This window comes from Mycobacterium sp. 852002-50816_SCH5313054-b, assembly GCF_001667185.1.
GTDB lineage: Bacteria > Actinomycetota > Actinomycetes > Mycobacteriales > Mycobacteriaceae > Mycobacterium.
Genome location: NZ_LZIC01000054.1, coordinates 1 through 21,912, shown reverse-complemented (window position 1 = coordinate 21,912; position 21,912 = coordinate 1). Strand labels below are relative to the sequence as shown.

Here is a 21,912-nt window from a genome sequence, read left to right as displayed (position 1 = left end):
CGGAGGGGCCGCCGAATGCCCTGTGGCGGCGCGTGATTAGACAGCTATTCACTTGTTGAAAGGAGACCGTGATGACTACTCGGTTCATGACGGACCCGGACGCGATGCGGGCCATGGCGGGCCGGTTTGAGGTGCACGCGCAGACGGTCGAGGACGAGGCGCGCCGGATGTGGGCGTCGTCGCAAAACATTTCGGGTGCGGGCTGGAGCGGTGCGGCGCAGGCGATGTCCTACGACACGATGGGGCACATGAATCAGGCGTTTCGCAACATCGTGGGCATGTTGCACGGCGTTCGCGACGGGCTGGTTCGCGACGCCAACAACTACGAGCAGCAAGAGCAGGCTTCGCAGCAGGTTCTGGGCAGTTAGGAGATTTCGCGATGACGATCAATTATCAATTCGGTGACGTCGACGCGCATGGCGCGTTGATCCGGGCCCAGGCGGCGTCGCTCGAGGCCGAGCACCAGGCCATCGTGCGGAATGTGTTGGCGGCGGGGGATTTCTGGGGAGGCGCCGGATCGGTGGCCTGCCAGGAGTTCATCACGCAGCTTGGCCGCAACTTTCAGGCGATCTACGAGCAGGCCAATGCGCACGGCGCCAAGGTGCAGTCCGCGGGCAGCAACATGGCGAGCACCGATTCGGCGGTGGGCTCCGGCTGGGCCTGACCAGATGCTGCGGCGCAGGGAAGTTGGCGACCCTTTCCTCGGCGGGTCGCCAACTTTCGTGCGCTGGTATGGCGCCGCGTGTTACGCGTTGTCTCGCTTGGCGTTGCTCTACGGGATCGGCTTCACCGGAGGCGTCGCGGTTCCGCGAAGTATCGACCATGCGGTGGGGGCACCCCTCGACAAAGCGATCGTGATCGACCTGATGCTGCTCGCGCTGTTCGCGTTTGGGTACCGTTTCGTGCCGCGGCCGATCGAACGCGGCACCGGCGCGCTGTTCGGGAGCCTTGCCCTGTTCCTGCTGTACTGGCAATGGCGGACGCTGCCAGCGGTGGTCTGGGATGTGCCAGTACCGGCGGCCCGGGTGGGGCCGCACGTCTTGTTCTGGCTGGGCTGGGCGATCGTCGTGTCCGGAGCCGGCGGCATCCGGCACCTCGACTGGTTCGAGCTACGGATCAGGTACTTCATGTGGCGTGAAAAGCGCCATATGCGGCGCGGATTCGGTACTCAGCTGCTGCAGTGGCCGGCTCGGCACCCGATCACATCCGGCCTCCTCGTCGCGTTGTGGGCTGCGCCGGTGATGACTGCCGGGCACCTGCTCTTCGCGGTCGCCGCCACCGGATTCACCGGGGCGGTCGTCCGGGGGGAAGAACACGGCTCGCGGCGACGGTCGGCGCTCGCCGCCACGGTCATCGCCGAACTGTCCGGCACCGTGTTCCCGGCGTTGCGGCAGGCGAGCGTCTTCCCGTGATCCTCGGTTAGGCCTGGGCCGTGGCCGGCGCGGCGGTGTCGGCTGTCATGACTTCGGCCGCCGCCCGCTCGCCGGAGCGGATCGCACCGTCTATCCACCCGCACATGATGGCCGAGCTCTCCGTGCCGGCCCAGTGGACCCGACCGCAGGGCTCGCGCAGGGTGTACCCGAATTCCGTCAGCACGCCGGTCGGGGCGTGGCTGATCATGCCGCCACCGGAGTAGCGCTCGGTAGTCCAGTTCTGCTCGTGGAATTCCAGCGGCGAGTTGGCCTTGCCGCCGAATCGATCGACGAGTTCACCGATGACCGCGGCTTTGCGATCGGCCTCCTCCATCGTTGTCAGCCGACGTGCGGCCGGTCCTTCGGTGATCACACACATGATCCCGGGGTCGGCGGTGTTCGTGCAGGCGTCGATGGTCAGCGTCGCCGGTGTCCCCGGCGCGGCCGACTGGCCCGACAATCCGTCCGCGCGCCAAAACGGTTCGTCGTAGATGATCGAGATCTTGAGGACCGCGCCACCTGGCATCCGCTGGTGCAGAAACGCGCGGTCCACCGGCAGCATCGGCTCGTACACAATGGAACTGGCGATGGCGAGCGGGATTGCCACGATGGCCCGCCGTGCCCGCAGCGTCAAGCCGTCCGCGGTGACCGTGACGCCGCCGGCATCCTGGGCGATCTGGCGGACCGGACGCGAAAGGTGCAGCGCGTCACCGAGTTCGGCGGCGATCGATCGGTAGATGGCGCCCATGCCTCCCACGGGTCGGGCGTCCTGGGCGCCGCCCTTGCCCGAGATGACGAAGTTGGGCCCGCCGCCGGACCCCATCTGCGTCAGCGCCCACAGCAGCGACGTCTCCGAGCCGGCCGAGGTGTACACGCCGGACAGTGCCATGTCCAGCATCTCGCGCGCGGCCTTGGACATGGTGTTCTTCTCGATCCATTCCCCGAGGCTGATGCGGTCCCACTCGTCGGCGTGCTTCGCCTCCCACGGCGCTTCGCGCGGAATCGATTTGCACATCTTCTCGATCGACATCAAGCCGATGCCGAGGTTCGTGACCGCCCACGGGCTCATCGACCACGGAATGGTGCCGCCGTAGCGGTGCTTCTTGCCGTCCACGATCATCATCGCGTCGCCGTCGTTGTGCTGCTTGTATTCGGGCACGCCGAACTCGTCCATCAGCGCGTAGATGCGATCCTGGCCCGGCCCGATCCAGGCGCCGCCGCGGTCGATCCAGGTGCCGTCGTCGCGAGTGACGGTGAACGTGCGACCGCCGATCCGGTCACGTGCCTCCAGCAAGGCCACCGAGCGACCGGCTTGCTTCAACCGAAGGGCGGCCGTCAGACCCGCGAATCCGGCCCCGACCACGCAGTAATCGACATCCGACACGACCGGCTCCTTCACCTAGTCCGCCCCAGCAGCAAGCTACACCGATCGCCGGACCGGCAGTAGCGTGTTCACCCGGATTTCTCGGGCGATTCAAATCGATTGACGCGCCAACTGTCCGGCCGTAGCCGTTGTCTGGCCCCGACGGCGCTGCAAAGCCCTTGTCGTGCTCCGTGATTGGTGGATCACAGGTGGTGGGCCTGATTGCCGCCGCGGCGTTTGGCGGTGTACATCGCGCTGTCGGCGACATCGATGAGCTTTTCGATGAGCCCGGGGACGTCGGATACGCCCATCGGGGACAGTTCGGCGGTGGCCGTACCGATGCTGGCAGTCAGTCCCTGAGGAAGTTCGGCGATGGCAGCCCCCAATTGCGCCGAGATCGGCTCGGCGTCCGGCGACGGGCCGGTCGCGGCGATCAGGAACTCTTCGCCGCCCGCGCGGCAAAGCAGCGCTGTGGGTACCACGTGTTGCCGCAGCACGTCGGCGACGGCGATCAGCGCGCGGTCGCCCGCGGCGTGGCCGAAGGTGTCGTTGATGCGTTTGAACGCATCGAGGTCGATCATGATCATGGTCAGATGGGTGTCGCCGGCGCGCGGATCGCCGAGTCTGCGGGTGAGAGCGGCGATGAACCCGCGGCGGTTGAACAACCCCGTCAGCGCGTCTTCGTCGGCGCGCTCCGCGTAGCTCCCCATGGCCCGCGACATTCCCCGCATCGCCAGGGGGAACGACAGGTTGAGCATCGCGATCACCCAAAACGCGGCGAGCCCGGTGCCGATGTCGAACTCACGCGCCAGGTGCACCCCGGTCGCGATGGAGACGGCGGCCGACAGGGCGGCGCTGAACACCAGAAACTTATTGCTGTGGAAGAGCGCGACATACCCGCTGTTAGTGGCCATGGCGCAGCAGCCGACGGCCGCCAGAGCGGCGGTCGGCTGGGTCAGGCTCCATCCCGCAATGCATGTCCCGGCGACGACTCCGAAAATTTCCGATTGGACCCGGGTCGGCCACCGCGTCAGCCAGAAGACACTGACCGCGACGACGAAGACCGCGGCGGCCGTGTCGACGAGCGCCACCTCGGCCGTCGGCCGACGGGTGCTGAGCATGGTGGTCACCGGGACGAGCGCCGATATCGAGGAGATGCCGGCCAGGCTCCACTGTGTCGCGCGAAGCAGTCCGCGCTCGCGCAAGACGGCCGTGATCCAGTCGAACTGATCGGGCTGACCCACCCACGACTTGAATCGGGACACGCTGCGCACCTCCTTCCAGGAGATAGCTCAGCATCAAACGGCGATCGGCGAAGCAAATGTGCCAAATCGGCGAACCACTGAGGGTCCGAAGTCGACCCGTCACCCGCTTGCCTGATGTGCGGAGCGTGATGCTGCCTACGGGTCGCGGCGCGGCGCGGCGCGGCGTCGAAGACTTCCCCCGCGGCGAGTACCTGACCGCCAAGATCGGAAGGTCGCCGCCGGTCCGGTCGCCGTCTAGTCCGAGAAGGCGGAGATGGTGGCCAACCGGATCATCGACAACGCCGCCGTGGGTGCCGCGGCCTTGCCGGCCCGCTCGATGTCGGGCGCCCCCGTTACTCCATCGGTGCCGAGTTAAAGGTATTCATGCGGATGACGGCTGCGACAAACGCGATGATCAAGACCGCAATGAAGATAACCGCAACGGTGGTCAACAGATTCAGTAGCACACCGTGGACACTGCTGAACAAGTTGAGCAGTTGACTCTGGACGCTGTTGAACAAGTTGGCCGCCTGACCCTGCAAGCCGCCAAGCGAGTCCGCAATCGCGCTGAAAGGCTGCAACGACGCAACGTTGGTGGCCTCGGCGCCGGTATACGCGTTCGCGCTCGCGCTCAGGTGCTGGACAAACTGATCGTGAAACGCCGTCGCCTGCCCGGCCAGCGCCTGATAGTCACTGCCGTACTGGGAGAACAGGTGGGCAACGCCGGTCGACACCTCGTCCCTGGCGGGAGACAGCGCCGCCGAGGTCAGCGGGGCCGCGGCCGCGTGCGCCGCGTCGAGGATCAACACGATCGTTGCCAAATCTGTTGCTGCCGAGGTCATTACCTCCGGCACCGCGATCACACCCGGCATTTCTGTCCTCCTGCCCGGCCGTGGAGTCGGCGCATTCGGCGACGACGGCTCATTCGGCATGCAGCCGTGCGATCGGTCAGGACTAAGTAGTCGTGTACTCCATTGTTGGTGGACACCAGTCCGTCCTCATAATCGTTGGTGATGATCGTGCATACGGTCCGGGCGCGGCGCAGCGCCGAGGACTTCCCCCGTGGCGAGCACCTGGCCGCCAAGATCGCCGACGTCGCCGCCGATCCGGTCGCCGTCGAGCCGGCAACGGCGGAGATGGTGGCCAACCGGATCCTCGACAACGCCGCCGTCAGCGCGGCGGCGGTGCTGCGCCGGCCCGTCGCCGTGGCCCGCCGGCAGGCGCTGTCCCATCCCGGGCGACCCGGGGCGGGGGTCTTCGGTGTCGCCGGCGCCTACTCGGCGGAATGGGCGGCGTGGGCCAACGGCGTCGCGGTGCGCGAGCTCGACTTCCACGACACGTTTTTGGCCGCGGAGTACTCCCACCCCGGCGACAACATCCCCTCGCTCGTCGCGGTCGCGCAGCAGCTGGGCGTGCGCGGCGCCGACCTGATCCGCGGCGTGGCCACCGCGTACGAGATCCAGATCGACCTGGCCCGCGGAATCTGCCTGCACGAGCACAAGATCGACCACGTCGCGCATCTCGGGCCCTCGGTGGCCGCCGGCCTCGGCACCATGTTGCGGCTGGACACCGAGACGATCTACCAGGCGATCGGGCAGGCGCTGCACCTGACCACCAGCACCCGCCAATCGCGCAAGGGCTCGATCTCCAGCTGGAAGGCGTTCGCGCCGGCGCACGCCGGGAAGACGGCCATCGAGGCCGTCGACCGGGCGATGCGCGGCGAGCGGTCGCCGGCCCCGATCTGGGAGGGCGAGGACGGGGTGATCGCCCGGCTGCTGGGCGGGCCCGGGCGCGAATACCACGTGCCCCTGCCGGCTCCCGGCGAACCCAAGCGCGCCATCCTGGACAGCTACACCAAGGAGCACTCGGCGGAGTACCAGAGCCAGGCGCCGATCGACCTGGCCCGGCGGCTGCGGCGACGGATCGGCGACCTCGACCAGGTCGCGGCCATCGTGCTGCACACCAGCAATCACACCCACGTGGTGATCGGGACGGGATCCGGGGATCCGCAGAAGTTCGACCCCGACGCGTCACGCGAGACGCTCGACCATTCGCTGCCGTACATCTTCGCCGTCGCGCTGCAGGACGGCACGTGGCATCACGACCGCTCCTACTCCCCGGGGCGCGCGCACCGGGCCGACACAGTCGAACTGTGGCGCAAGATCTCCACCGTCGAGGACCCCGAGTGGACGCGCCGCTACCACGCGTCGGATCCGGCCGAGAAAGCGTTCGGGGCGCGCGCGGAGGTGACGCTCAAGAGCGGCGAGGTGATCTCCGACGAGCTGGCGGTGGCCGATGCCCACCCGCTGGGTGCCCACCCGTTCCGCCGCCCGCAGTACGTGCAAAAGTTCACCGGGCTGGCCGACGGCGTCGTGGACCCGGACCAGCAGCGCAGGTTCCTGTCGGCGGTGGACGCCCTGGCCGACCTCGAGTCGGTGGACGCGCTGAACGTGGTCATCGACCCGCGGCTGCTGGATGGCGCGCCGGCGATCCCGCCCGGCATCTTTGGGTGAATGCCATTGCGGCGCCATGGCGTTGAGTGTGAACCTTGGGCGAAGCCGCTCGGCGTGTCGTGGCCCAGGGCTCACACTCAAAAGCCGTCAGCGCACACTCAGGCGCGGCCAAGGCGTGCCCGCCGACCTACATGCGTTCGAGGTTTCGGAATTCGTCGGTCCCGAACCAGTGGGCTTCGAGATCCGTCGTGGCCTGATTAACGTCAGCCGGGCTGGCCTTGTTCGCGATCTCCCATAGCCCGTAGTAAGCCCAGCCGTTTCCGGGAAAAGTTCCCGTCGGGATTTGGTCGGGATCGGCGCCCGGGAGTTTATTCAGGCTCTCCAACAGCAGCTGCTTGGCCGTGTCCAGATCGTGTCGGGCCGGATCAGCCCTCCGGATCAGGACCGAGGCCAGGGTCTGGCGCGTGGGATAGAGCCATACCGGAAGCTCCTTGTACGGCAGGGCGTCCTGGATCATCCTGGCGCGGTCCGCATGGTCAACCGCTTCGTTCCACTTGGCGTCCGAGGCGGCGATCCGCGCCTGCCCCAGCTCATCCAGGATCGCGGCCAGGCATAGGCCTTTGTAATTTCTGGGGAGTTGGACGCCGGTCGCGGGAGGATTGCAGTTCTCGTTCTGTTCGCCCTTGTCCGACGCCTTCTTGCGATATTTTGCGAGGTCGTTACCGAATGTGCCGGCCCATTTACTGGAACGATTTCCGTCCCAGATATCCGCCATCAGCTGCGTGTAGTCATAGGCAAGATTTGCGAGCGGCTGCTGGTCGAAAGAATCCGGTCCCCGGAAGTTACGAATATCCGCCGTGCTTGAGAAATTCATCCTTGCGAGGTAATAGATGGTCAGGTATCTGTCCGCACCGCTTCCCTTCCCTTTGCCGGGCGCCGATTTCAACAGCTTATCTGCATAGGGGTTGACGTCCTGACTGTCGCCGCTCAACACTGCGGCGGCGAGGAGGAAATGAATGTTGTGCAGGTAATAGTCATACCTGTAGCGATCGTCGTCCGGACGATATAAATCCTCCTTGGCAAAATACGCTTCGTCCGCCTCGATGGCTTTTTTGTTGGCCCAGATTGCGTCCTGCATCTCCCCGAGGCGGTAGTAGATGTGCGACGGCATGTGGACCAGGTGACCTGCATTCGGCGCCAATGACGCCAGCAGGCCCGCATATGGTTTCGCCTTGCCCGGCGTGCGTGATCCCTCCATCAGGTGGATATACCAGTGTATGGGCCCTTCGTTTTGCGAGTACCGGCCGAAGTCCAAAGCCTTCTCGAGAGACGTCCGTGCCTGCTGGAGCGGCCCGCTCCACTCAGCGATCGGATTTCCGTTTTCGTCCCAGTAATCCCAGGGCGTCAGGTTCATGGCCGAATCGGCGAAAAGCGTGATGACATTGGGGTCGTCGCTGCCGAACTCGTCAAGCACTCTTTTCATCCCGCGGTAATAGGCTTGGTTGCGAACCCTCTGGCATTCCTTCAGGTCCTTGACAGTGCAATCCTGGTAACGTTCGAACAAAGCCCGGATGATCCCCCAGTCTTCCGGACTTGGATCCGCATCTATCGCGCGGTGGAGCGCGTCTCTCGCGGCCTTCCGGTCTCGCTCTGATTGTTCCGGCATATTGATGTCCACTCCCAGGGGGAGCGCTTGCCCCCAGTAGCATGCCGAGCAACCAATACCTGCGCTCTCGGCCTCATCCGCGGCCGCGCGAAATGCCCTATAGGATTCACGGTTGTTGAACGCGAAAAAGAATTGTAGGCCCTGATCAAAATACGGCTGGCCCGCGGGCACGGGCCAATGCGCGGTTCCGACGAAGGGGTACAACGGCGGCGGCTGTGGATCATCCTCGGCTAGGTCGAACAAGGGGCAGGCCCGAGCCGGCTTTTTGGCCGTCTGCATGTCGTCCATACCCGAGTCCGTATACGTGTCGACAGCGGGTTGCGTCGTGGTCTCCCCGGATGGGCCCTGACAGGCATCTGCCCGTTCAGAGGGCGAACAGCATGAGGCAACGGTGAAAACAACAATAATGACCACTGCCGACAATCTGCTCCGGAATAGTTTGAGCATGATTTCCCTCTAGCAGAGCAATATTGCGGGCAAAATCATTGAGACGAAGGCATTTTATTCCGCAGCGAGTCGCCGCGCCACGATTTGACGGCATGGCAAATCGAGCGACGCGCTAAGGCGTGGACGGCCCGCCGTACTGCCACACCAGGCTGTGGTTGCCGGTCATGGTCGGGTTGCACCACATCGTGCGGCCGTTGGCGTCCTGGGTGGTGGCGTGCAGCACCGTGCAGGCGTCGCCCGGCCCGGGGACGTTGGCCCTGGCGACACCGCCGCCGGCCACCGGAGCGACGGCTACTATCAGCGCCGCGACGAGGAAGCGAAGTCTGTTCATGGTGGAGTTCTCCTAGCGACTTCACGGTATCCGGGGATTAACCCCCAGGCAAAGGATTCTTTGCCCCTACCCAAGCCGCGCGCCTAGAACGCGTTCTAATCTGTCAAACCATGGGATTCCTCAAGCCCGAGCTGCCCGAGCTCGACATGGCGGAATGGAACAAGGGCACCCGCAGCGAGAAGATCCGTCCGATGGCCCGGCACTGGGCCGAGGTGGGCTTCGGCACGCCGGTCGCACTGCACCTGTTCTACGTCCTCAAGATCCTGCTCTACATCCTCGGCGGCTGGCTGTTCGCCTCGGCCACCAAGGGACTCGGCGGTTTCACCAACGTCGCGCACTGGTGGTCGGAGCCCGTCGTCTTCGAGAAGGTCGTGCTCTACACGATGCTGTTCGAGGTGGTCGGGCTGGGTTGCGGCTTCGGGCCCTTGAACAACCGCTTCTTCCCGCCGCTGGGCTCGATCCTGTACTGGATGCGGTTCGGCACCATCCGGCTGCCACCGTGGCCGGACCGCGTCCCGTTCACCAAGGGCAGCGCCCGCCGCCCGGTGGACGTCTTGTTGTACGCCGCGCTGCTGGTGATGACGCTGTGGGCGTTGTTCTCCGACGGCACCGGTCCGGTGCCCGAGCTGGGCACCAAGGTGGGGCTGCTGCCGACGTGGGAGATCGTGTGGATCCTGCTGATCCTCGGCGTGCTGGGGCTGCGCGACAAGGTCATCTTCCTGGCCGCGCGCGGCGAGGTCTACGCGACGATGGCGGTGACCTTCCTGTTCGCCGGGCCCGACATGATCGTCGGGTCGAAGGTGGTATTCCTGGTCATCTGGATGGGCGCGGCGACCTCGAAGCTCAACAAGCACTTCCCGTTCGTGATCTCCACGATGATGTCCAACAACCCGCTGATGCGGCCCCGGTGGCTGAAACGGCGCTTCTTCGAGAAGTTCCCCGACGATCTGCGGCCGGGCCGGCTCTCGCGGTTCGTCGCCCACGTGAGCACCGCCATCGAGATGCTGGTGCCGCTGCCGCTGTTCTTCTGCCACGGCGGCTGGCCGACGACGGTGGCCGCCGTCGTGATGGTGTGCTTCCACCTGGGCATCCTGGTGTCGATCCCGATGGGCGTGCCGCTGGAGTGGAACGTCTTCATGATCTTCGGTGTGCTGTCGTTGTTCGTCGCGCACGCCCGCCTGGGGCTGACCGACCTGAAACATCCGGTGTTGGTCGCGATCCTGTTCGTCATCATCGCTGGAATCGTCTTGCTGGGCAACATGTTCCCGCGCAAGGTCTCGTTCCTGCCGGGCATGCGCTACTACGCCGGCAACTGGGACACCACGCTGTGGTGCATCAAACCCTCGGCCAACGAGAAGATCGGCCGCGGCATCATCGCGATCGCGAGCATGCCGCAGGCCCAGCTGGAGCGGTTCTACGGCAGCCCGGAAGCGGCCCAGATCCCGATCTTCATGGGGTATGCGTTCCGCGGGTTCAACACGCACGGCCGGGCCCTGTTCACGCTGGCCCACCGAGCCATGGCGGGGCAGAACGAGGACGACTACGTCATCACCGACGGCGAGCGGATCTGCAGCACCGCGATCGGCTGGAACTTCGGCGACGGCCACCTGCACAACGAGCAGCTCATCACCGCCATGCAGCAGCGCTGCCACTTCGCGCCGGGTGAGGTGCGCGTCGTCCTGCTCGACGCGCAGCCCATCCACAAGCAGACCCAGGCCTACCGGCTGGTGGACGCCGCGACCGGCGAGTTCGAGCGGGGCATAGTGCGGGTCGCCGACATGGTGAGCCGGCAGCCCTGGGCCGACGATGTGCCGGTCCAGGTGCTGTCGGATTCGGCCGAGAAGCCCGAGACCTAGGCCCCCGCCCGGACCTCCCGCGCCGCGGCGACCATGTTGCGCAGCGATGCGGTCACCTCGTCGGCGTTGCGGGTCTTGAGCCCGCAGTCGGGATTGACCCAAAGCCGTTGCGGTGGCACGGCTCGCAGCGCCGCGCGCAGCGACTCGGCCATCTCGTCGGCGCTCGGCACCCGCGGCGAGTGGATGTCGTAGACGCCCGGTCCCACGCTGTTGGCGAAGCCGACGGAGTTCAGGTCGTCGAGCACCTCCATGTGCGAGCGGGCCGCCTCGATGGAGGTGACGTCGGCGTCCAGGTCGGCGATGGCCCCGATCACCTCTCCGAACTCCGAGTAGCACAGGTGGGTGTGGATCTGCGTCGAGTCGGCGACGCCGGAGGTGGCCAGGCGGAAAGCCCCTACGGCCCAACGCAAATAGTCGTCCTGCTGGGCGCGGCGCAGCGGCAGCAGCTCGCGCAACGCGGGCTCGTCGACCTGGATGACGGCGATCCCGGCGGCCTGCAGGTCCACGGTCTCGTCGCGAATCGCCAGCGCCACCTGGTTGGCCGTGTCGGCCAGCGGCTGGTCGTCGCGGACGAACGACCAGGCCAGGATCGTGACCGGCCCCGTCAGCATGCCCTTCACCGGCTTGTCGGTCAGGGACTGGGCGTAGCTGATCCACTCGACGGTCATCGGATGCGGTCGCGACACGTCGCCGTAGAGGATCGGCGGACGCACGCAGCGGCTGCCGTAGCTCTGTACCCAGCCGTTCTGCGTGGCGACGAACCCCTGCAGCTGCTCGGCGAAGTACTGGACCATGTCGTTGCGCTCCGGCTCGCCGTGCACCAGCACGTCGAGGCCGAGCTGCTCCTGCAGCTCGATGACGTCGGCGATCTCCTTGCGCATCTTGGCGACGTACTCGGCCTCGTCGATCTCGCCGGCCCGAAACGCCGCGCGCGCCTTGCGGATCGCGGCGGTCTGTGGGTAGGAGCCGATGGTCGTGGTGGGCAGCGGCGGCAGGTGCAGCCGCGCCTCCTGGCTGGCGCGGCGTTGCTCCGCATCGCCGCGGTGCGCACCCTCCTTGACGATCGAGTCGATCCGCGCCCGAACCTGACCGTTGTGCAACCGGGGATCGCCCCTGCGCGACGCCACGGCGGCATTGGACGCGGCGATTTCCTCGGACACCGCGTTGCGCCCGTCGTGCAGTGCGCGCGCGAGGGTGACGACCTCGCCCACCTTTTCGGCGCCGAACGCCAACCAGCTGCGCAGGTTGTCGTCGAGATCGGTTTCGGGTTCGAGCGAATACGGTACGTGCATCGTCGAGCACGACGTGGAAACCGCCACGCTGCCGGCCGAACCCAGCAGGGTGGCCAGCTTGCCCAGCGCCGCCTCCAGATCGGTGCGCCACACGTTGCGCCCGTCGACGACGCCGGCCACGAGCAGCTTGGTGGACAATTCCGGGATGCCCGCGACCGCGGTGTCCGCTCCGGCGACCAGGTCAACGCCGATCGCCTCGACGGGCGTGCGGGCCAGCCCCGCCAGGGCGGCGCCGGGGTCCCCGAAGTAGGTGGCGACCTGGATGGCCGGCCGGTTGCCCACCGCGCCCAGGGCGTTGTACGCCGCCTCGGCCAGTGCGGGCGCGTCGGGCGAGATGTCGGTGACCAACGCGGGCTCGTCGAACTGCACCCACCGCGCCCCGCTGTCGGCGAGCAAGCCGAGCAGCTCCGAGTAGATCGGCACCAGCTCTTCAAGCCGCTCGATCGGGGCGCCACCGCCGTTGACGGCCTTGCTCAGCAGCAGGAAGGTGATGGGCCCGACGACGACCGGGCGAGCGGGAATCCCTTGCTGCAGGGCCTCTTTCAGCTCGAAGAGCACCTTGTCGGCGCTCAGGGAGAACTTGGTGGCGGGCTCGATCTCGGGAACGAGGTAGTGGTAGTTCGTGTCGAACCACTTGGTCATCTCCAGCGGCGCGACGTCGGAGTTGCCGCGGGCCGCGGCGAAGTAGCGGTCCAGATCGTCGGCAACCCGCGCGGCCCGGGCCGGCAACGCGCCCAGCATGACCGCCGTGTCGAGCATCTGGTCGTAGTACGAAAAGGTGTTCACCGGGACCGAGTCCAGGCCGGCGGCGGCCAGCTGCGACCACATGTCGCGACGCAATTCGGCGGCGACGGATTCCAGCTCGGCCCGGCTGGTGCGCCCGGCCCAGTAGCCCTCGGTGGCGCGCTTGAGTTCGCGATTCGGGCCGATGCGCGGCGAGCCGGTGACGGTGGCGGTGAATGGTTGAGAGGTCACGTTTCGTCCTAACACTCGACGGGTGGTCATCACCGCCGGCGGACGCACGGCCGAATCCGTCGCGGTGCGTACCTGATTTTCGTCAAGGCACACAACCGCTAACGGCCACGACCAAACGCCCATTCCACGAGGCGATGAGCCGGCCGGACGCGGCGCGCCCGGCACAGCTGGCAGGTCTTCGGACTCGCAGGCGCGCACCCGGTGGTGCTCCTACTGGCCGTCGCTTCCCGGTCTTGCGACCAGTGCTTGTGACGGCGGTCGTTCCTGCAAACCGCTGCGGGACAGTCCCGGACTCTCACCGGGTTCCCTCTCGCGACGCACGTTTAACATGCCTCGCTCGATGCCGGCGCCACGGTTGCGGCGACGGCAGACCAGCTGCGCAGCGGAGTTTACCGCGCCGACTATCGAAGCGAAGCGGTAGCGATCAACGCCTGCTCGAGATGAGCCGTGACTGATCCTCTGTTAGCGTGCCCGTTAATTGCAGGTCGGCGGCAGAACTGCCGCGATCGAGCGGGGCCTCCAAAGGAAGGGAATCGCAACATGAAGCCGAGAGTATTGATGGCCACGTTCGGCGCTGCCGCGGCGGCCTTGGCCGCTGGTGTCATGTGGACCGCGCCCTCGGCCATGGCCGGCACCGACTATTGCAATGCGCTCCCGCCCAAGGATGCTCGCGACTGCAACTGCGGCTTCGACTTCGCGCCCGGTAGTCCGGAGCTTCAGCAGTGCCTGTCGGGAAAGGCGCCTGCGCCCGGTCCCGCGCAACCTTAGGGGACCGACGGGTACTAAGCCCTCGTCGGTAGCCCATCCCTGCAGAATCTCCGCGGTGCGGCGGTCAAACAGCCAGCGCTTCGGCGATGGGGATATCACCGTTGTTGAAGTCGATGGTTCGGCCGATCGTCGAGTCATCGGCCAGCGCAGCCGCCGCGACCAGCGCGACGTCGGCGCGCGAGACCTCGCTTCCCGCGCCGACGATGATGCGCCCGGTCGCGGGTTCGAGGGTCAGCCGTCCCGGTCCCAGCACCGTCCAGTCCAGGTCACTCGAACGCAGGTGCTCGTCGGCCGCCGCCTTGGCCTCCGCATACGGGAAGAACGAATTCTCGCTCGGCACACCATGATCCGGCCCCGCACCGAAGTAGGAGACCATCACGAACCGCTTGACTCCCGCCCGCTCCGCGGCATCCATGGCCCGGATCGCCGCGTCCCGGTCGACGGCGTAGGTGCGCGCCGGGTTACCGCCGCCGGCCCCGGCGGCGAAGACCACCGCGTCGTGACCCGCCAGTAGGCCCGCGAGCGCGTCGGTGTCGAGCCGCTCGATGTCGGCCACCACCGGTCTGGCACCGGTCGCGGCGACGTCGTCGGAGTGGTCGGGGTTGCGGAAGACCGAAGTGACTTCGTCGCCGCGGTCGGTCAGGATGCGGGCCAGCTGAAGCGCGACCTTGCCGTGTCCGCCGATGACGACGATGCGTGCCATACCAACCGACGTTACCGCCGTGTAGTGGATCACTCTGAGAAAAGCTGGTCCGTCGTGAAGTCGACGTGCGGTGCGATCAGTGGGCTGGTCGGAGGGGAGACCCGCGCTAGACCGGCGCCCCGGATCGGATCGTGTTGATCGCCTGAGCGCGAGATGTTGGGATCGGTAGCAACGCGGCGGCGCACATCTGAGTCAGCAAAGTGCGGTAACGCCCGAGAGGGCTGGCGACGGCGACGTTGCTGTTTGCCGGTGGCGGGCTGGTCGCAGGCACCGCCCAGGCGCAAGGACCCGGCCCACATCACTGGTGCCCGGGGGACGCCATCTACTACCCGACGGGGCCGGGCCCCCATCACAGCTGGGACTGGAATGTCTGCCACACCTATTACTGGGTCAACGGGAAGGGCAATGTTCCCTATGACGGCAAGCTGCCCAGCGATCTCTACGACGGAACGAATCCCCCGCCGCCGGCGGACAACCCCACGTGCCGTGTCATTGGGTGTGCCCCCTGACGAGGCGGGCACCCTGGGGGATGGTGGGCCAGGTGCACTGACCCCACCACCTCTCGCCCCTAGAGCTTGACGCGACCCATGATGATGTCGATGATCGGCTTGCCGGGCGGGTAGGCGTTGGTCAGCGAGGCCATCGTGTGCCCGTAGTCCACCAGCAGGGTGATCCCGTTGATGCCGAACGCGGCCGCGCTGTTGAGGAACGCCATGACGTCGCCCATCTGCTCCGGGGTGTGGACCTTGGAGCCGGTCTCGTCGCGGTAGTCCTGCGCGAAGGTGAGCCAGAGGTCGGCGTTGGCCTGCGCCAGCGGGGTGTCGGTGGGACCCGGGCAGATCGCGTTGATGCGGATGCCCTTCTTCAGCAACGGGTAACCCTGCGTCGCCACGTACGCGTTGACGACCTTCTTGGAGAAGCCGTAGTGGATGATGCCTTCCGATTCGTGCGCTTTGACCCACTCTTGTGCCGAAGCGAAGTCCGGTGTGGCGAGGAACTCAGTCAGCAGGTCCAGGTCGTTCTCCCAGCCCATGCCGGCCACCGAGGAGATGAAGCAGATCGCCGAGCCGGAGGGAAGCCGGTTCTTCTCGACCAGGCGGTCGATGAGATGGCGGTGGCCGGTGAAGTTGATCGCCATCAGGTCGGTGGTCCCGTCGGCGATGCCCGCGGCCGAGAACAGGGCGTGGATCGGGCCGTCCAGCTGCTCGATCGCGGCATCGATCGACGCGGGGTCGCGCAGGTCCACCTGGATGGATTTGGCGACGTCGTAGCTCACCGGCGCGTAATCCATCACGATCACTTCGGCGCCGAGCTCGGCGGCCGACTTGGCCGCCGCTGCGCCCATGCCGGTGGCGCCGCCGACGACGAGAGCCCGCTTGCCGTCGTAGCGCAACCGATCGACGATAGTCATGGAAATCTCCTTCTCGTTCACTGCTAACCCGGTTCTAACTGCCCAACTGTATGGGTAACAGTTATTTGGTTTCAACACCTACCTGGCGCGGACCGCGGCGCCCCGCAAAACCGTGTCGCGGGCGTGCACCAGCGCCGCGCGTTTGCCGACCTCGGCAACGATGTTCTCCGGTATCCACTGCAAGCCGATGACGCACCGTGCCAGCATCGCGGTGGACGCCGCGTCGACACTGATCTCCCCCGACCGGATGCCCTCGGCGAGAAGCGTTTTCATCTGCCGAAGTCGCGTCGCGTACAACCAGCCGGGGTTGGGGGTGTCCGGCGGCGATTGGCGCATCCACGCGAGCTGGATCCTGAACTCGTCGGAAAACCGAGCGAGCGCATTGACATTGACCCAGCTCAGCGCGTCCAGCTTCTCGATCGGCGTGGCGTCCGAGCGCAAGACGCTGACCCAGCCCGCCTCGACCTTTCGGCCGAACGATTCCATGATCGACGCGAGCAGTTCGTCCTTCGATCCGATCACCCGATAGACGGTTCCCGTGCCGAGGCCGGCCGCGGAGGCGATGTCCCTGATGGTGGTGACCTCATACCCTCTGCGGCCGAACTCCGTTCGCGCGACCGCACGGACGTGGGCCGCTTTGTCGCTGGGATCGGCGTCGCTGTCGTCCGGCCAGGTCTCGATGACGTCCGTGGCCGCGGCGAAGGCATTGGACCGGTCGAGCAAGGCGTCGGTGGGCGGCCGGGTTGCCAACCCCTGCAACATGATTCGGCAGAGCAGGGCGGCCACCTGATCGGCGGGGGATTTGTGGCGCATGACATCGAGGCCAACCTGCAGCATCGTCTGACAGATGCGGTCGGCCAAGGTGGGCAGGTCGATGTCGGGTTTGATGTAGCCGCTCCACTTGCCCGCGCGCAGGGTCTGCAGCATCGCCTCCTGCACCGCGTCGGGTGCCTCCCGCGTCAGCTTCATCAGTTCCGGATCATCGTTCGGCCCCTCGTAGAACGACATCTGCAGGGCGGCGCCGTGCCGCACCGCGCAGTTGGCGATCGCCTTTCCCAGTTCGACGATCTTCTCGGAAGCCGGTCGCGGGTCGGGTTCATCCAGCCTCGCCAGCGCGGTTTGCCCGATCCGGTTCAGATCCTCCTGATAGCGGCGGATCAGTTCGACGAGGATCGCTTCCTTGGACTCGAAATGGTGGTACAGGCTGCCGGGGAGGATGCCCGCCGCGTCGGCGATCTCTTGCAAGGACGTGCGCAATCCGGAGGAGGCGATCAACGACGCCGCGGTCTGCAGGATTTCGGTTCGGCGCGTCCCGGAGTCGTCGGCGGCGCTGACGCGCAATGGCTCCGCTTTGGCCATGTTAACGGTGTGCAGATCCGGACGATTGCGGCCTCGTGAGCATGCGTATTCGTCCCTCTCGCCGAACCAAATGTTTGTTAAAGGCTATCAGACCGTCGGCGCCGAATGCCCTGCGTGCAGAGGTGACGGGGCCATTCTAGAGCGCGGGGCCATCCCAGTGGTCGCGAGCGACCACCTCGTCGATGGGGCGCCGGCGGGCCGCGGAAAAGGTGCGCCCGGCGCGCAGGCGCCCCACCGGCAGCAGGCAGCCCTGGGTGTAGGTCTGCGGGATGCCGAGCAGTCGGCGGACCTCGGCTTCGCGGTGCAGGTGCAGGGTCGTGATGCAGGTTCCGTATCCGCGGGTGTGCAGGGCGAGCTGAAAATTCCACACCGCCGGGAAGATCGAGCCGTACAGCGTCGCCTGATGAAACGACTCGTCGCCGTCGATGCGTGGCAGGTAGGGCTCATAGCATGGGATCACCAGCAGCGGCACGTCGCCTTTTTGGCCCATGTTCCTCGATCCAGCCACTCCGTCGACGACATGATGCGACTCTCCGGTGTGCCGGCGGCAGCAGGTCGGCCAGCATGTGCCCGCCCACCCGCAGCAGATAGGCCTCGCGGTACAGCCCGGCGATCTCGGCCCGCAACGACGGGTCGGTCACCACTAGCCACCGCCAGGACTGTTGATTGGACCCGTTGGCCGCCTGCAAACCGATGCGCAGGCAAGCGCGGATGTCCGCGAGGTCGACGGGTGCGTCCAGGTCGAGCGACTTGCGCGCCGACGGGGTCGCGGTGAGCAGGTACTCGACGTCCATCAATGCTGACCTCTCCGCGCAAGGCGCGCACCGAGTTCAGTGAGGTAGCGGTCGGGCCCACCGAGGAGTCCGCTCCAGCTCAGCAGGCGCTTGAGGTAAAGGTGAGCGTCGTGCTCCCAGGTGTAGCCGATGCCGCCGAACACCTGGATGGCGGTGTCGCCCACGGTGGCCAGTCGCCCGGCGAACGCCTTGGCCCGCAATGCGGACAGGTGGCGCACCTCGGCGCCGGCGTTGTCGGCGGCCCAGAGCGCGTGGATCACGCCGCTGCGGGCGAGCTCGACGGTCTCATACATGTCGACGCACAGATGTTGGACCGCCTGAAACGAGCCGATGACCTGGCCGAATTGCTTTCTGACTTTCGCGTATTCGACGGCGAGGTGCATGACCGCCCGCGCCGCGCCGAGCGCGTCGGCCGCCGTCGCGATGAGCGCGTCGTCGACGACGGCCGCGACGGCATCCGGCGGCGCCGTGGCCAGCCGCTGCGCCGACGCGGCGTCCAGCCCGACGCGAAACCGCTTGCGGGTCTGGTCGATTCCGGACTCCGGCGTCACCGAAATCCCGGGGGAGTCGGTCCTTACCGCGAAAAGCCCCGTGCTGGCTTGGTCCCCGGCGAGCACCAGCAAGGTGTCGGCCGCCACTGCGTCGGGTACGCCGGCAAGCTCGCCCCGCAGGACGACGTGGTCACCTCGCCCGGCAACCGCGACGGAGGCGTGCTCGACATCCAGAAAGCCGACGGTAGCGACCGTGGTTCCGTCGGCGATCCCGGCCAAAATTGTGGCGGCACTGTCGTTGTCGCCGAGCCGCGTCAGCGCGCGGACGGCGGCGACCGCGGTGGACAACCACGGCCCCGGGTGCAGGGCGGCGCCGAGCTCTTCGGCCACCACGCCGGCCTCGATCATGGTCATCCCGGCGCCGCCGCATTCTTCGGGCACCAGCAGCCCGGTCACGCCGAGGTCGGCCAGACCGCGCCAGACCGGTTCGTCGACGCCGGTCGGATCGTCGAGCAGCTCGCGCACGTGGCCCGAAATCGGTGCCTTCTCAGCAAGAAAGCGCCGCGTGGTGTCGCGCAGCGCGGCCTGCTCGTCGGTGAGTTCGAGTTTCATTTGCGCGGCAACCCGAGCACCCGCTGCGCGGTGATGTTCTTGTTGATCTGGGTCGTTCCGCCCGCGATGGTCAGCGAACGTGAGGTGAGGCGGTAATTCGCCCACGGAGCGCCGGCGCCGCCGGTGCCGAGCACGTCGAAAGCCAGGGCGGCCATGTCCTGTCCGATCTCACCCCATACGGTCTTGGCCAGGCTGGCGGACGCGAACGGGTCGCCGCCGTGCAGCGTCGCCGAGATCGACCGCTGGCAGAGCACCTCGAGATACTTGATGCGGACCGCGATTTCGCCGAGGCGCCGCAGGATCACGGGGTCTTCGAGCGCATCGCTTTGCGCGGCGATGTCGTCCACCAGTTCTTCCAGTCTCACCTGCATCTCCGCGTACAGCCGCGCCGCCCCGGCGCGCTCGTGGCTGAGCGTGGTGGTCGCCACCTGCCAGCCCGCGTTGAGCGGACCCAGCAGTGCGTCGGCCGGCACCCGCACGTCGTGGAAGAACACCTCGGCGAAGTCGGTGTCGCCGTTGAGCGTGACGAGCGGGCGGACCTCGATGCCGGGCAGCGCCATGTCCACGATGAGGCAGGAGATCCCCTGGTGCTTCGGGGCGTCGGGATCGGTGCGCACGTACAGCTGACACCAGTGCGCCCGATGCCCCAGCGAGGTCCAGATCTTCTGGCCGTTGACGACGAAATCATCGCCATCGCGCACCGCGCGGGTGCGCAAGGCTGCGAGATCGGATCCCGCTTCGGGCTCCGACATTCCCTGGCACCAGATGTCGTCGGCGCGCATCATGCGGGGAAGCAGCGTTGTCTTCTGGTCTTCGGTGCCGTAGTGCATGATGGCGGGGGCGATGTTGTTCATCCCAATGACGTTGAGCGGCATCGGTGCCCGCGCGCGGGTGGTCTCCTCGGTGTAGACGAGCTGTTCGAGAACGGTAGCTCCGCGGCCGCCGTATTCGCGCGGCCAGGAGACCGCGGCCCACCCGGCGTCGGCCATCGTCCGGCTCCAGGACCGCAGCAGCTCGATGGCCGCGTCGTCGCGGCCGGGCGGCCTGCGGGCGGCCACCAGCTCGTCGGTCAGGTTCGCCGACAGCCAGTCGCGCAGCTCGGCGCGGAACTGCTCCACTTCCGAGGGGTAGGAGAAATCCATTTTTCCGGACACTACGTTGGCGCAGATAGTGGGTCAACGCCTGTGACCGCGCGCGGCGCCGCGAGGGGCCGGTTCACGGTCAGGTCCGTGGGTGCTCGGGGAATGCGACTTCGGCGTTGCCCGGCATGGCGCTGACGCCGCGCCGCGCACACACTTCCAGTACCTCGTCGACGATGGACGCGGGCACGATGAACTTCTCCGTGGACCGGCGCCGGTGGCCACCGCCACCCGGTCGGTGAAGGTCAATCGTGATGCGCTCCTGACTAATCGACGGCCGGGTTGATTGACTGGTCTGAGGCCGGACTCTACGGTGGAACAGATATTTGGTCAAAGTTCGGAGGTTGAGCGTGGGGGACGACGCTCGTGCCGGGCGGCTGCAGGCCTTGGGCATGTTCGCCTCCGCGCTGGCGGGCAGCGCCACGGCGGTTGCCGGGCTGCGACCGGGTGAACCCCCGTGGACGGACGGCCAGACCATTTACATCGACGCCGCGACGCCGGGCCGCGCGCAACTCGAAGCGGTTGCCGTGCAGGCATCGATGATCGCGGCGGGCAGCCTGGACCCAGGCGTCGTGCGCCGGTTGGTCCGGCAGCCCCGGTTGGCCCGGCGCTACCTCTCGGTCGAGGGTCACCGCGCGCTGGTCACCATCGGCGACCTGCTCCCGGGCCTGTTGGCGTCGTTGGGAGACCGCGAGATCGCGGCCCGCAGCGACTGCCCCGCGGCGTCGTTGCGAATCGCCAAGGGGCGGGCAAGGATCGACGACCCGCCGGCCGAATTCGGTGTGCTGCGTGCGGCGAAGGTGCTGGCCGCGTGCCGCGGGGCCGAACAGCGGGACGAGGCGAACCCCGGACATGAGCCGCGCGGCCGGGGCGCGAAGGAACTGGCCGAGCTCGATGACGGTGAGACCGACGATTCCGACGATCCGGACCTGTTCACGAGCCCGGTGGGCGGGGGCGGCTTCATCGGCAAGTGGTTGAAGAAAATGTTGTCGTCCGTGCGCAAGACCGGCAGCGGCGGCGGACCGCCGGGCGCGGACACCCCGACGCATCGTACGAACTCGGGAATCCGCGGCGTGCCCGCCGTGTCGTCGCTCGCGTCGGCCACGAGCGAGGACATCGGTGACGAGGCAGCCACGGCGGCAGCGGACGAACTGAGATATCCGGAATGGGACGCCGCGCGCAAGGGCTACCGGCCCGCGTGGTGCACCGTGCGCGAGGTCGAGCCGACGATCAAAGCGCAGGCGACTCAGGAAATCGAAGCCGCCATCGGGGTGCGGCGGCCGCTGTCGCGTCTCGGCATGGGGTTGCACCGCCGCCACCGTCAATCGCAGGGCGACGACATCGACATCGACGCCGCGGTGGAGGCCCGCGTCGAGGTGCGGGCCGGTTCGGTCCCCGACGAGGCCGTCTACCTCGACAGCCTGCGCCGCCGCCGGGACCTGTCGGTGCTGCTCCTGCTCGACGTGTCGGGCTCGGCGGCCGAGCCGGGAACTTCTGGGCGCACGGTGCACCAGCAACAGCGCGCGGCGGTCGCCAACCTCGCCGTCGCACTGCACGACCTCGGCGACCGGGTTGCGCTGTACGCCTACTACTCGC

Annotated in this window: 17 protein-coding genes, 2 pseudogenes and 1 riboswitch; of the genes and pseudogenes, 6 read left to right on the top strand and 13 right to left on the bottom strand. The window is 67.0% G+C overall.

Annotated features, from left to right (window positions below; genetic code table 11):
• The first annotated feature begins 71 nt into the window (after positions 1 to 71).
• The 3 genes from A5787_RS11250 (at position 72) to A5787_RS11240 (ending at position 1,412) form a co-directional block, all read left to right on the top strand.
• A complete protein-coding gene (locus tag A5787_RS11250; RefSeq protein WP_066966051.1) occupies positions 72 to 368 on the top strand; it encodes a WXG100 family type VII secretion target in 297 nt (98 codons plus the stop codon).
• Positions 369 to 379: 11 nt separating this feature from the next.
• Positions 380 to 664 (top strand): WXG100 family type VII secretion target, encoded by a 285-nt coding sequence (locus A5787_RS11245; RefSeq protein WP_066966048.1) that lies wholly within the window; start codon positions 380 to 382, stop codon positions 662 to 664.
• A gap of 163 nt (positions 665 to 827) precedes the next feature.
• Positions 828 to 1,412, top strand: a complete 585-nt coding sequence (locus A5787_RS11240) for a hypothetical protein (RefSeq protein ID WP_231993931.1) — start codon at positions 828 to 830, stop codon at positions 1,410 to 1,412.
• 7 nt (positions 1,413 to 1,419) lie between these two features.
• Here the strand turns inward: A5787_RS11240 and A5787_RS11235 are convergent, their stop codons facing one another.
• The 3 genes from A5787_RS11235 to A5787_RS11225 form a co-directional block, all read right to left on the bottom strand.
• Complete coding sequence (locus A5787_RS11235; RefSeq protein WP_066966331.1) at positions 1,420 to 2,796, bottom strand: FAD-dependent oxidoreductase; 1,377 nt, start codon at positions 2,794 to 2,796, stop codon at positions 1,420 to 1,422.
• 182 nt (positions 2,797 to 2,978) lie between these two features.
• The gene (locus A5787_RS11230) at positions 2,979 to 4,040 is read right to left on the bottom strand and encodes a GGDEF domain-containing protein (RefSeq protein WP_156763894.1); all 1,062 of its coding nucleotides are present in this window, start codon (positions 4,038 to 4,040) and stop codon (positions 2,979 to 2,981) included.
• A gap of 332 nt (positions 4,041 to 4,372) precedes the next feature.
• Entirely contained in the window at positions 4,373 to 4,891 is a 519-nt protein-coding gene (locus A5787_RS11225; protein ID WP_066966044.1) for a PE family protein, read from the bottom strand.
• 141 nt (positions 4,892 to 5,032) lie between these two features.
• Between A5787_RS11225 and prpD the strand changes: the two genes are divergently transcribed.
• Positions 5,033 to 6,532 (top strand): 2-methylcitrate dehydratase PrpD, encoded by a 1,500-nt coding sequence (prpD, locus tag A5787_RS11220; RefSeq protein ID WP_066966041.1) that lies wholly within the window; start codon positions 5,033 to 5,035, stop codon positions 6,530 to 6,532.
• A 127-nt stretch (positions 6,533 to 6,659) separates the two neighbouring features.
• On the opposite strand, the gene A5787_RS11215 is transcribed toward prpD, so the two are convergent.
• Together A5787_RS11215 and A5787_RS11210 are read right to left on the bottom strand one after the other, a co-directional pair.
• A complete protein-coding gene (locus A5787_RS11215; protein ID WP_231993930.1) occupies positions 6,660 to 8,426 on the bottom strand; it encodes a hypothetical protein in 1,767 nt (588 codons plus the stop codon).
• 271 nt (positions 8,427 to 8,697) lie between these two features.
• Complete coding sequence (locus tag A5787_RS11210) at positions 8,698 to 8,916, bottom strand: hypothetical protein (RefSeq protein ID WP_066966039.1); 219 nt, start codon at positions 8,914 to 8,916, stop codon at positions 8,698 to 8,700.
• A gap of 110 nt (positions 8,917 to 9,026) precedes the next feature.
• Between A5787_RS11210 and A5787_RS11205 the strand changes: the two genes are divergently transcribed.
• Positions 9,027 to 10,772, top strand: coding sequence for a DUF3556 domain-containing protein (locus tag A5787_RS11205; RefSeq protein ID WP_066966035.1), 1,746 nt, complete (start codon positions 9,027 to 9,029; stop codon positions 10,770 to 10,772).
• Here the strand turns inward: A5787_RS11205 and metE are convergent.
• From metE to A5787_RS27320, 8 genes and pseudogenes are all read right to left on the bottom strand, one after another.
• Positions 10,769 to 13,069, bottom strand: coding sequence for a 5-methyltetrahydropteroyltriglutamate--homocysteine S-methyltransferase (metE, locus tag A5787_RS11200; RefSeq protein ID WP_156763897.1), 2,301 nt, complete (start codon positions 13,067 to 13,069; stop codon positions 10,769 to 10,771). The two genes, A5787_RS11205 and metE, sit on opposite strands and share 4 nt — an antisense overlap.
• Before the next feature lie 139 nt (positions 13,070 to 13,208).
• Positions 13,209 to 13,372, bottom strand: a riboswitch (cobalamin riboswitch).
• Positions 13,373 to 13,871: 499 nt separating this feature from the next.
• Positions 13,872 to 14,510: an SDR family oxidoreductase gene (locus tag A5787_RS11190; protein WP_066966024.1), complete on the bottom strand. Its 639-nt coding sequence runs from the start codon at positions 14,508 to 14,510 to the stop codon at positions 13,872 to 13,874.
• Positions 14,511 to 15,078: 568 nt separating this feature from the next.
• Positions 15,079 to 15,921 (bottom strand): SDR family oxidoreductase, encoded by an 843-nt coding sequence (locus A5787_RS11185; RefSeq protein ID WP_066966322.1) that lies wholly within the window; start codon positions 15,919 to 15,921, stop codon positions 15,079 to 15,081.
• Positions 15,922 to 15,999: 78 nt separating this feature from the next.
• Positions 16,000 to 17,280 carry a TetR/AcrR family transcriptional regulator gene (locus A5787_RS11180; protein WP_066966022.1) on the bottom strand — a complete coding sequence of 427 codons (1,281 nt, stop codon included), beginning with the start codon at positions 17,278 to 17,280 and terminating at the stop codon, positions 16,000 to 16,002.
• 136 nt (positions 17,281 to 17,416) lie between these two features.
• Positions 17,417 to 18,074 (bottom strand): annotated as a pseudogene (locus tag A5787_RS11175) (nitroreductase family protein).
• Positions 18,074 to 19,177 carry an acyl-CoA dehydrogenase family protein gene (locus A5787_RS11170; protein ID WP_066966019.1) on the bottom strand — a complete coding sequence of 368 codons (1,104 nt, stop codon included), beginning with the start codon at positions 19,175 to 19,177 and terminating at the stop codon, positions 18,074 to 18,076. Before A5787_RS11170 ends, A5787_RS11175 begins: the two are co-directional and overlap by 1 nt.
• Positions 19,174 to 20,319 carry an acyl-CoA dehydrogenase family protein gene (locus A5787_RS11165; protein ID WP_066966016.1) on the bottom strand — a complete coding sequence of 382 codons (1,146 nt, stop codon included), beginning with the start codon at positions 20,317 to 20,319 and terminating at the stop codon, positions 19,174 to 19,176. The genes A5787_RS11170 and A5787_RS11165 overlap by 4 nt, the downstream gene beginning before the upstream one ends.
• A 79-nt stretch (positions 20,320 to 20,398) precedes the next feature.
• Positions 20,399 to 20,524, bottom strand: a pseudogene (locus A5787_RS27320) (short-chain dehydrogenase); the annotation flags it as partial.
• A 142-nt stretch (positions 20,525 to 20,666) separates the two neighbouring features.
• Here A5787_RS27320 and A5787_RS11160 point away from each other — a divergent pair.
• The coding region (locus A5787_RS11160) for a nitric oxide reductase activation protein (RefSeq protein WP_066966012.1) at positions 20,667 to 21,912 on the top strand (1,246 nt) is incomplete at its 3' end.

Bases quoted from the DNA above. Each gene is read 5' to 3' on its own strand.
- A5787_RS11250 (WP_066966051.1), top strand. From the start codon at position 72: ATGACTACTCGGTTCATGACGGACCCGGACGCGATGCGGGCCATGGCG.
- A5787_RS11245 (WP_066966048.1), top strand. From the start codon at position 380: ATGACGATCAATTATCAATTCGGTGACGTCGACGCGCATGGCGCGTTG.
- A5787_RS11225 (WP_066966044.1), bottom strand. From the start codon at position 4,891: ATGCCGGGTGTGATCGCGGTGCCGGAGGTAATGACCTCGGCAGCAACA.
- prpD (WP_066966041.1), top strand. From the start codon at position 5,033: ATGATCGTGCATACGGTCCGGGCGCGGCGCAGCGCCGAGGACTTCCCC.
- A5787_RS11215 (WP_231993930.1), bottom strand. From the start codon at position 8,426: ATGGACGACATGCAGACGGCCAAAAAGCCGGCTCGGGCCTGCCCCTTG.
- A5787_RS11210 (WP_066966039.1), bottom strand. From the start codon at position 8,916: ATGAACAGACTTCGCTTCCTCGTCGCGGCGCTGATAGTAGCCGTCGCT.
- A5787_RS11205 (WP_066966035.1), top strand. From the start codon at position 9,027: ATGGGATTCCTCAAGCCCGAGCTGCCCGAGCTCGACATGGCGGAATGG.
- metE (WP_156763897.1), bottom strand. From the start codon at position 13,069: ATGACCACCCGTCGAGTGTTAGGACGAAACGTGACCTCTCAACCATTC.
- A5787_RS11190 (WP_066966024.1), bottom strand. From the start codon at position 14,510: ATGGCACGCATCGTCGTCATCGGCGGACACGGCAAGGTCGCGCTTCAG.
- A5787_RS11185 (WP_066966322.1), bottom strand. From the start codon at position 15,921: ATGACTATCGTCGATCGGTTGCGCTACGACGGCAAGCGGGCTCTCGTC.
- A5787_RS11180 (WP_066966022.1), bottom strand. From the start codon at position 17,280: ATGGCCAAAGCGGAGCCATTGCGCGTCAGCGCCGCCGACGACTCCGGG.
- A5787_RS11170 (WP_066966019.1), bottom strand. From the start codon at position 19,177: ATGAAACTCGAACTCACCGACGAGCAGGCCGCGCTGCGCGACACCACG.
- A5787_RS11165 (WP_066966016.1), bottom strand. From the start codon at position 20,319: ATGGATTTCTCCTACCCCTCGGAAGTGGAGCAGTTCCGCGCCGAGCTG.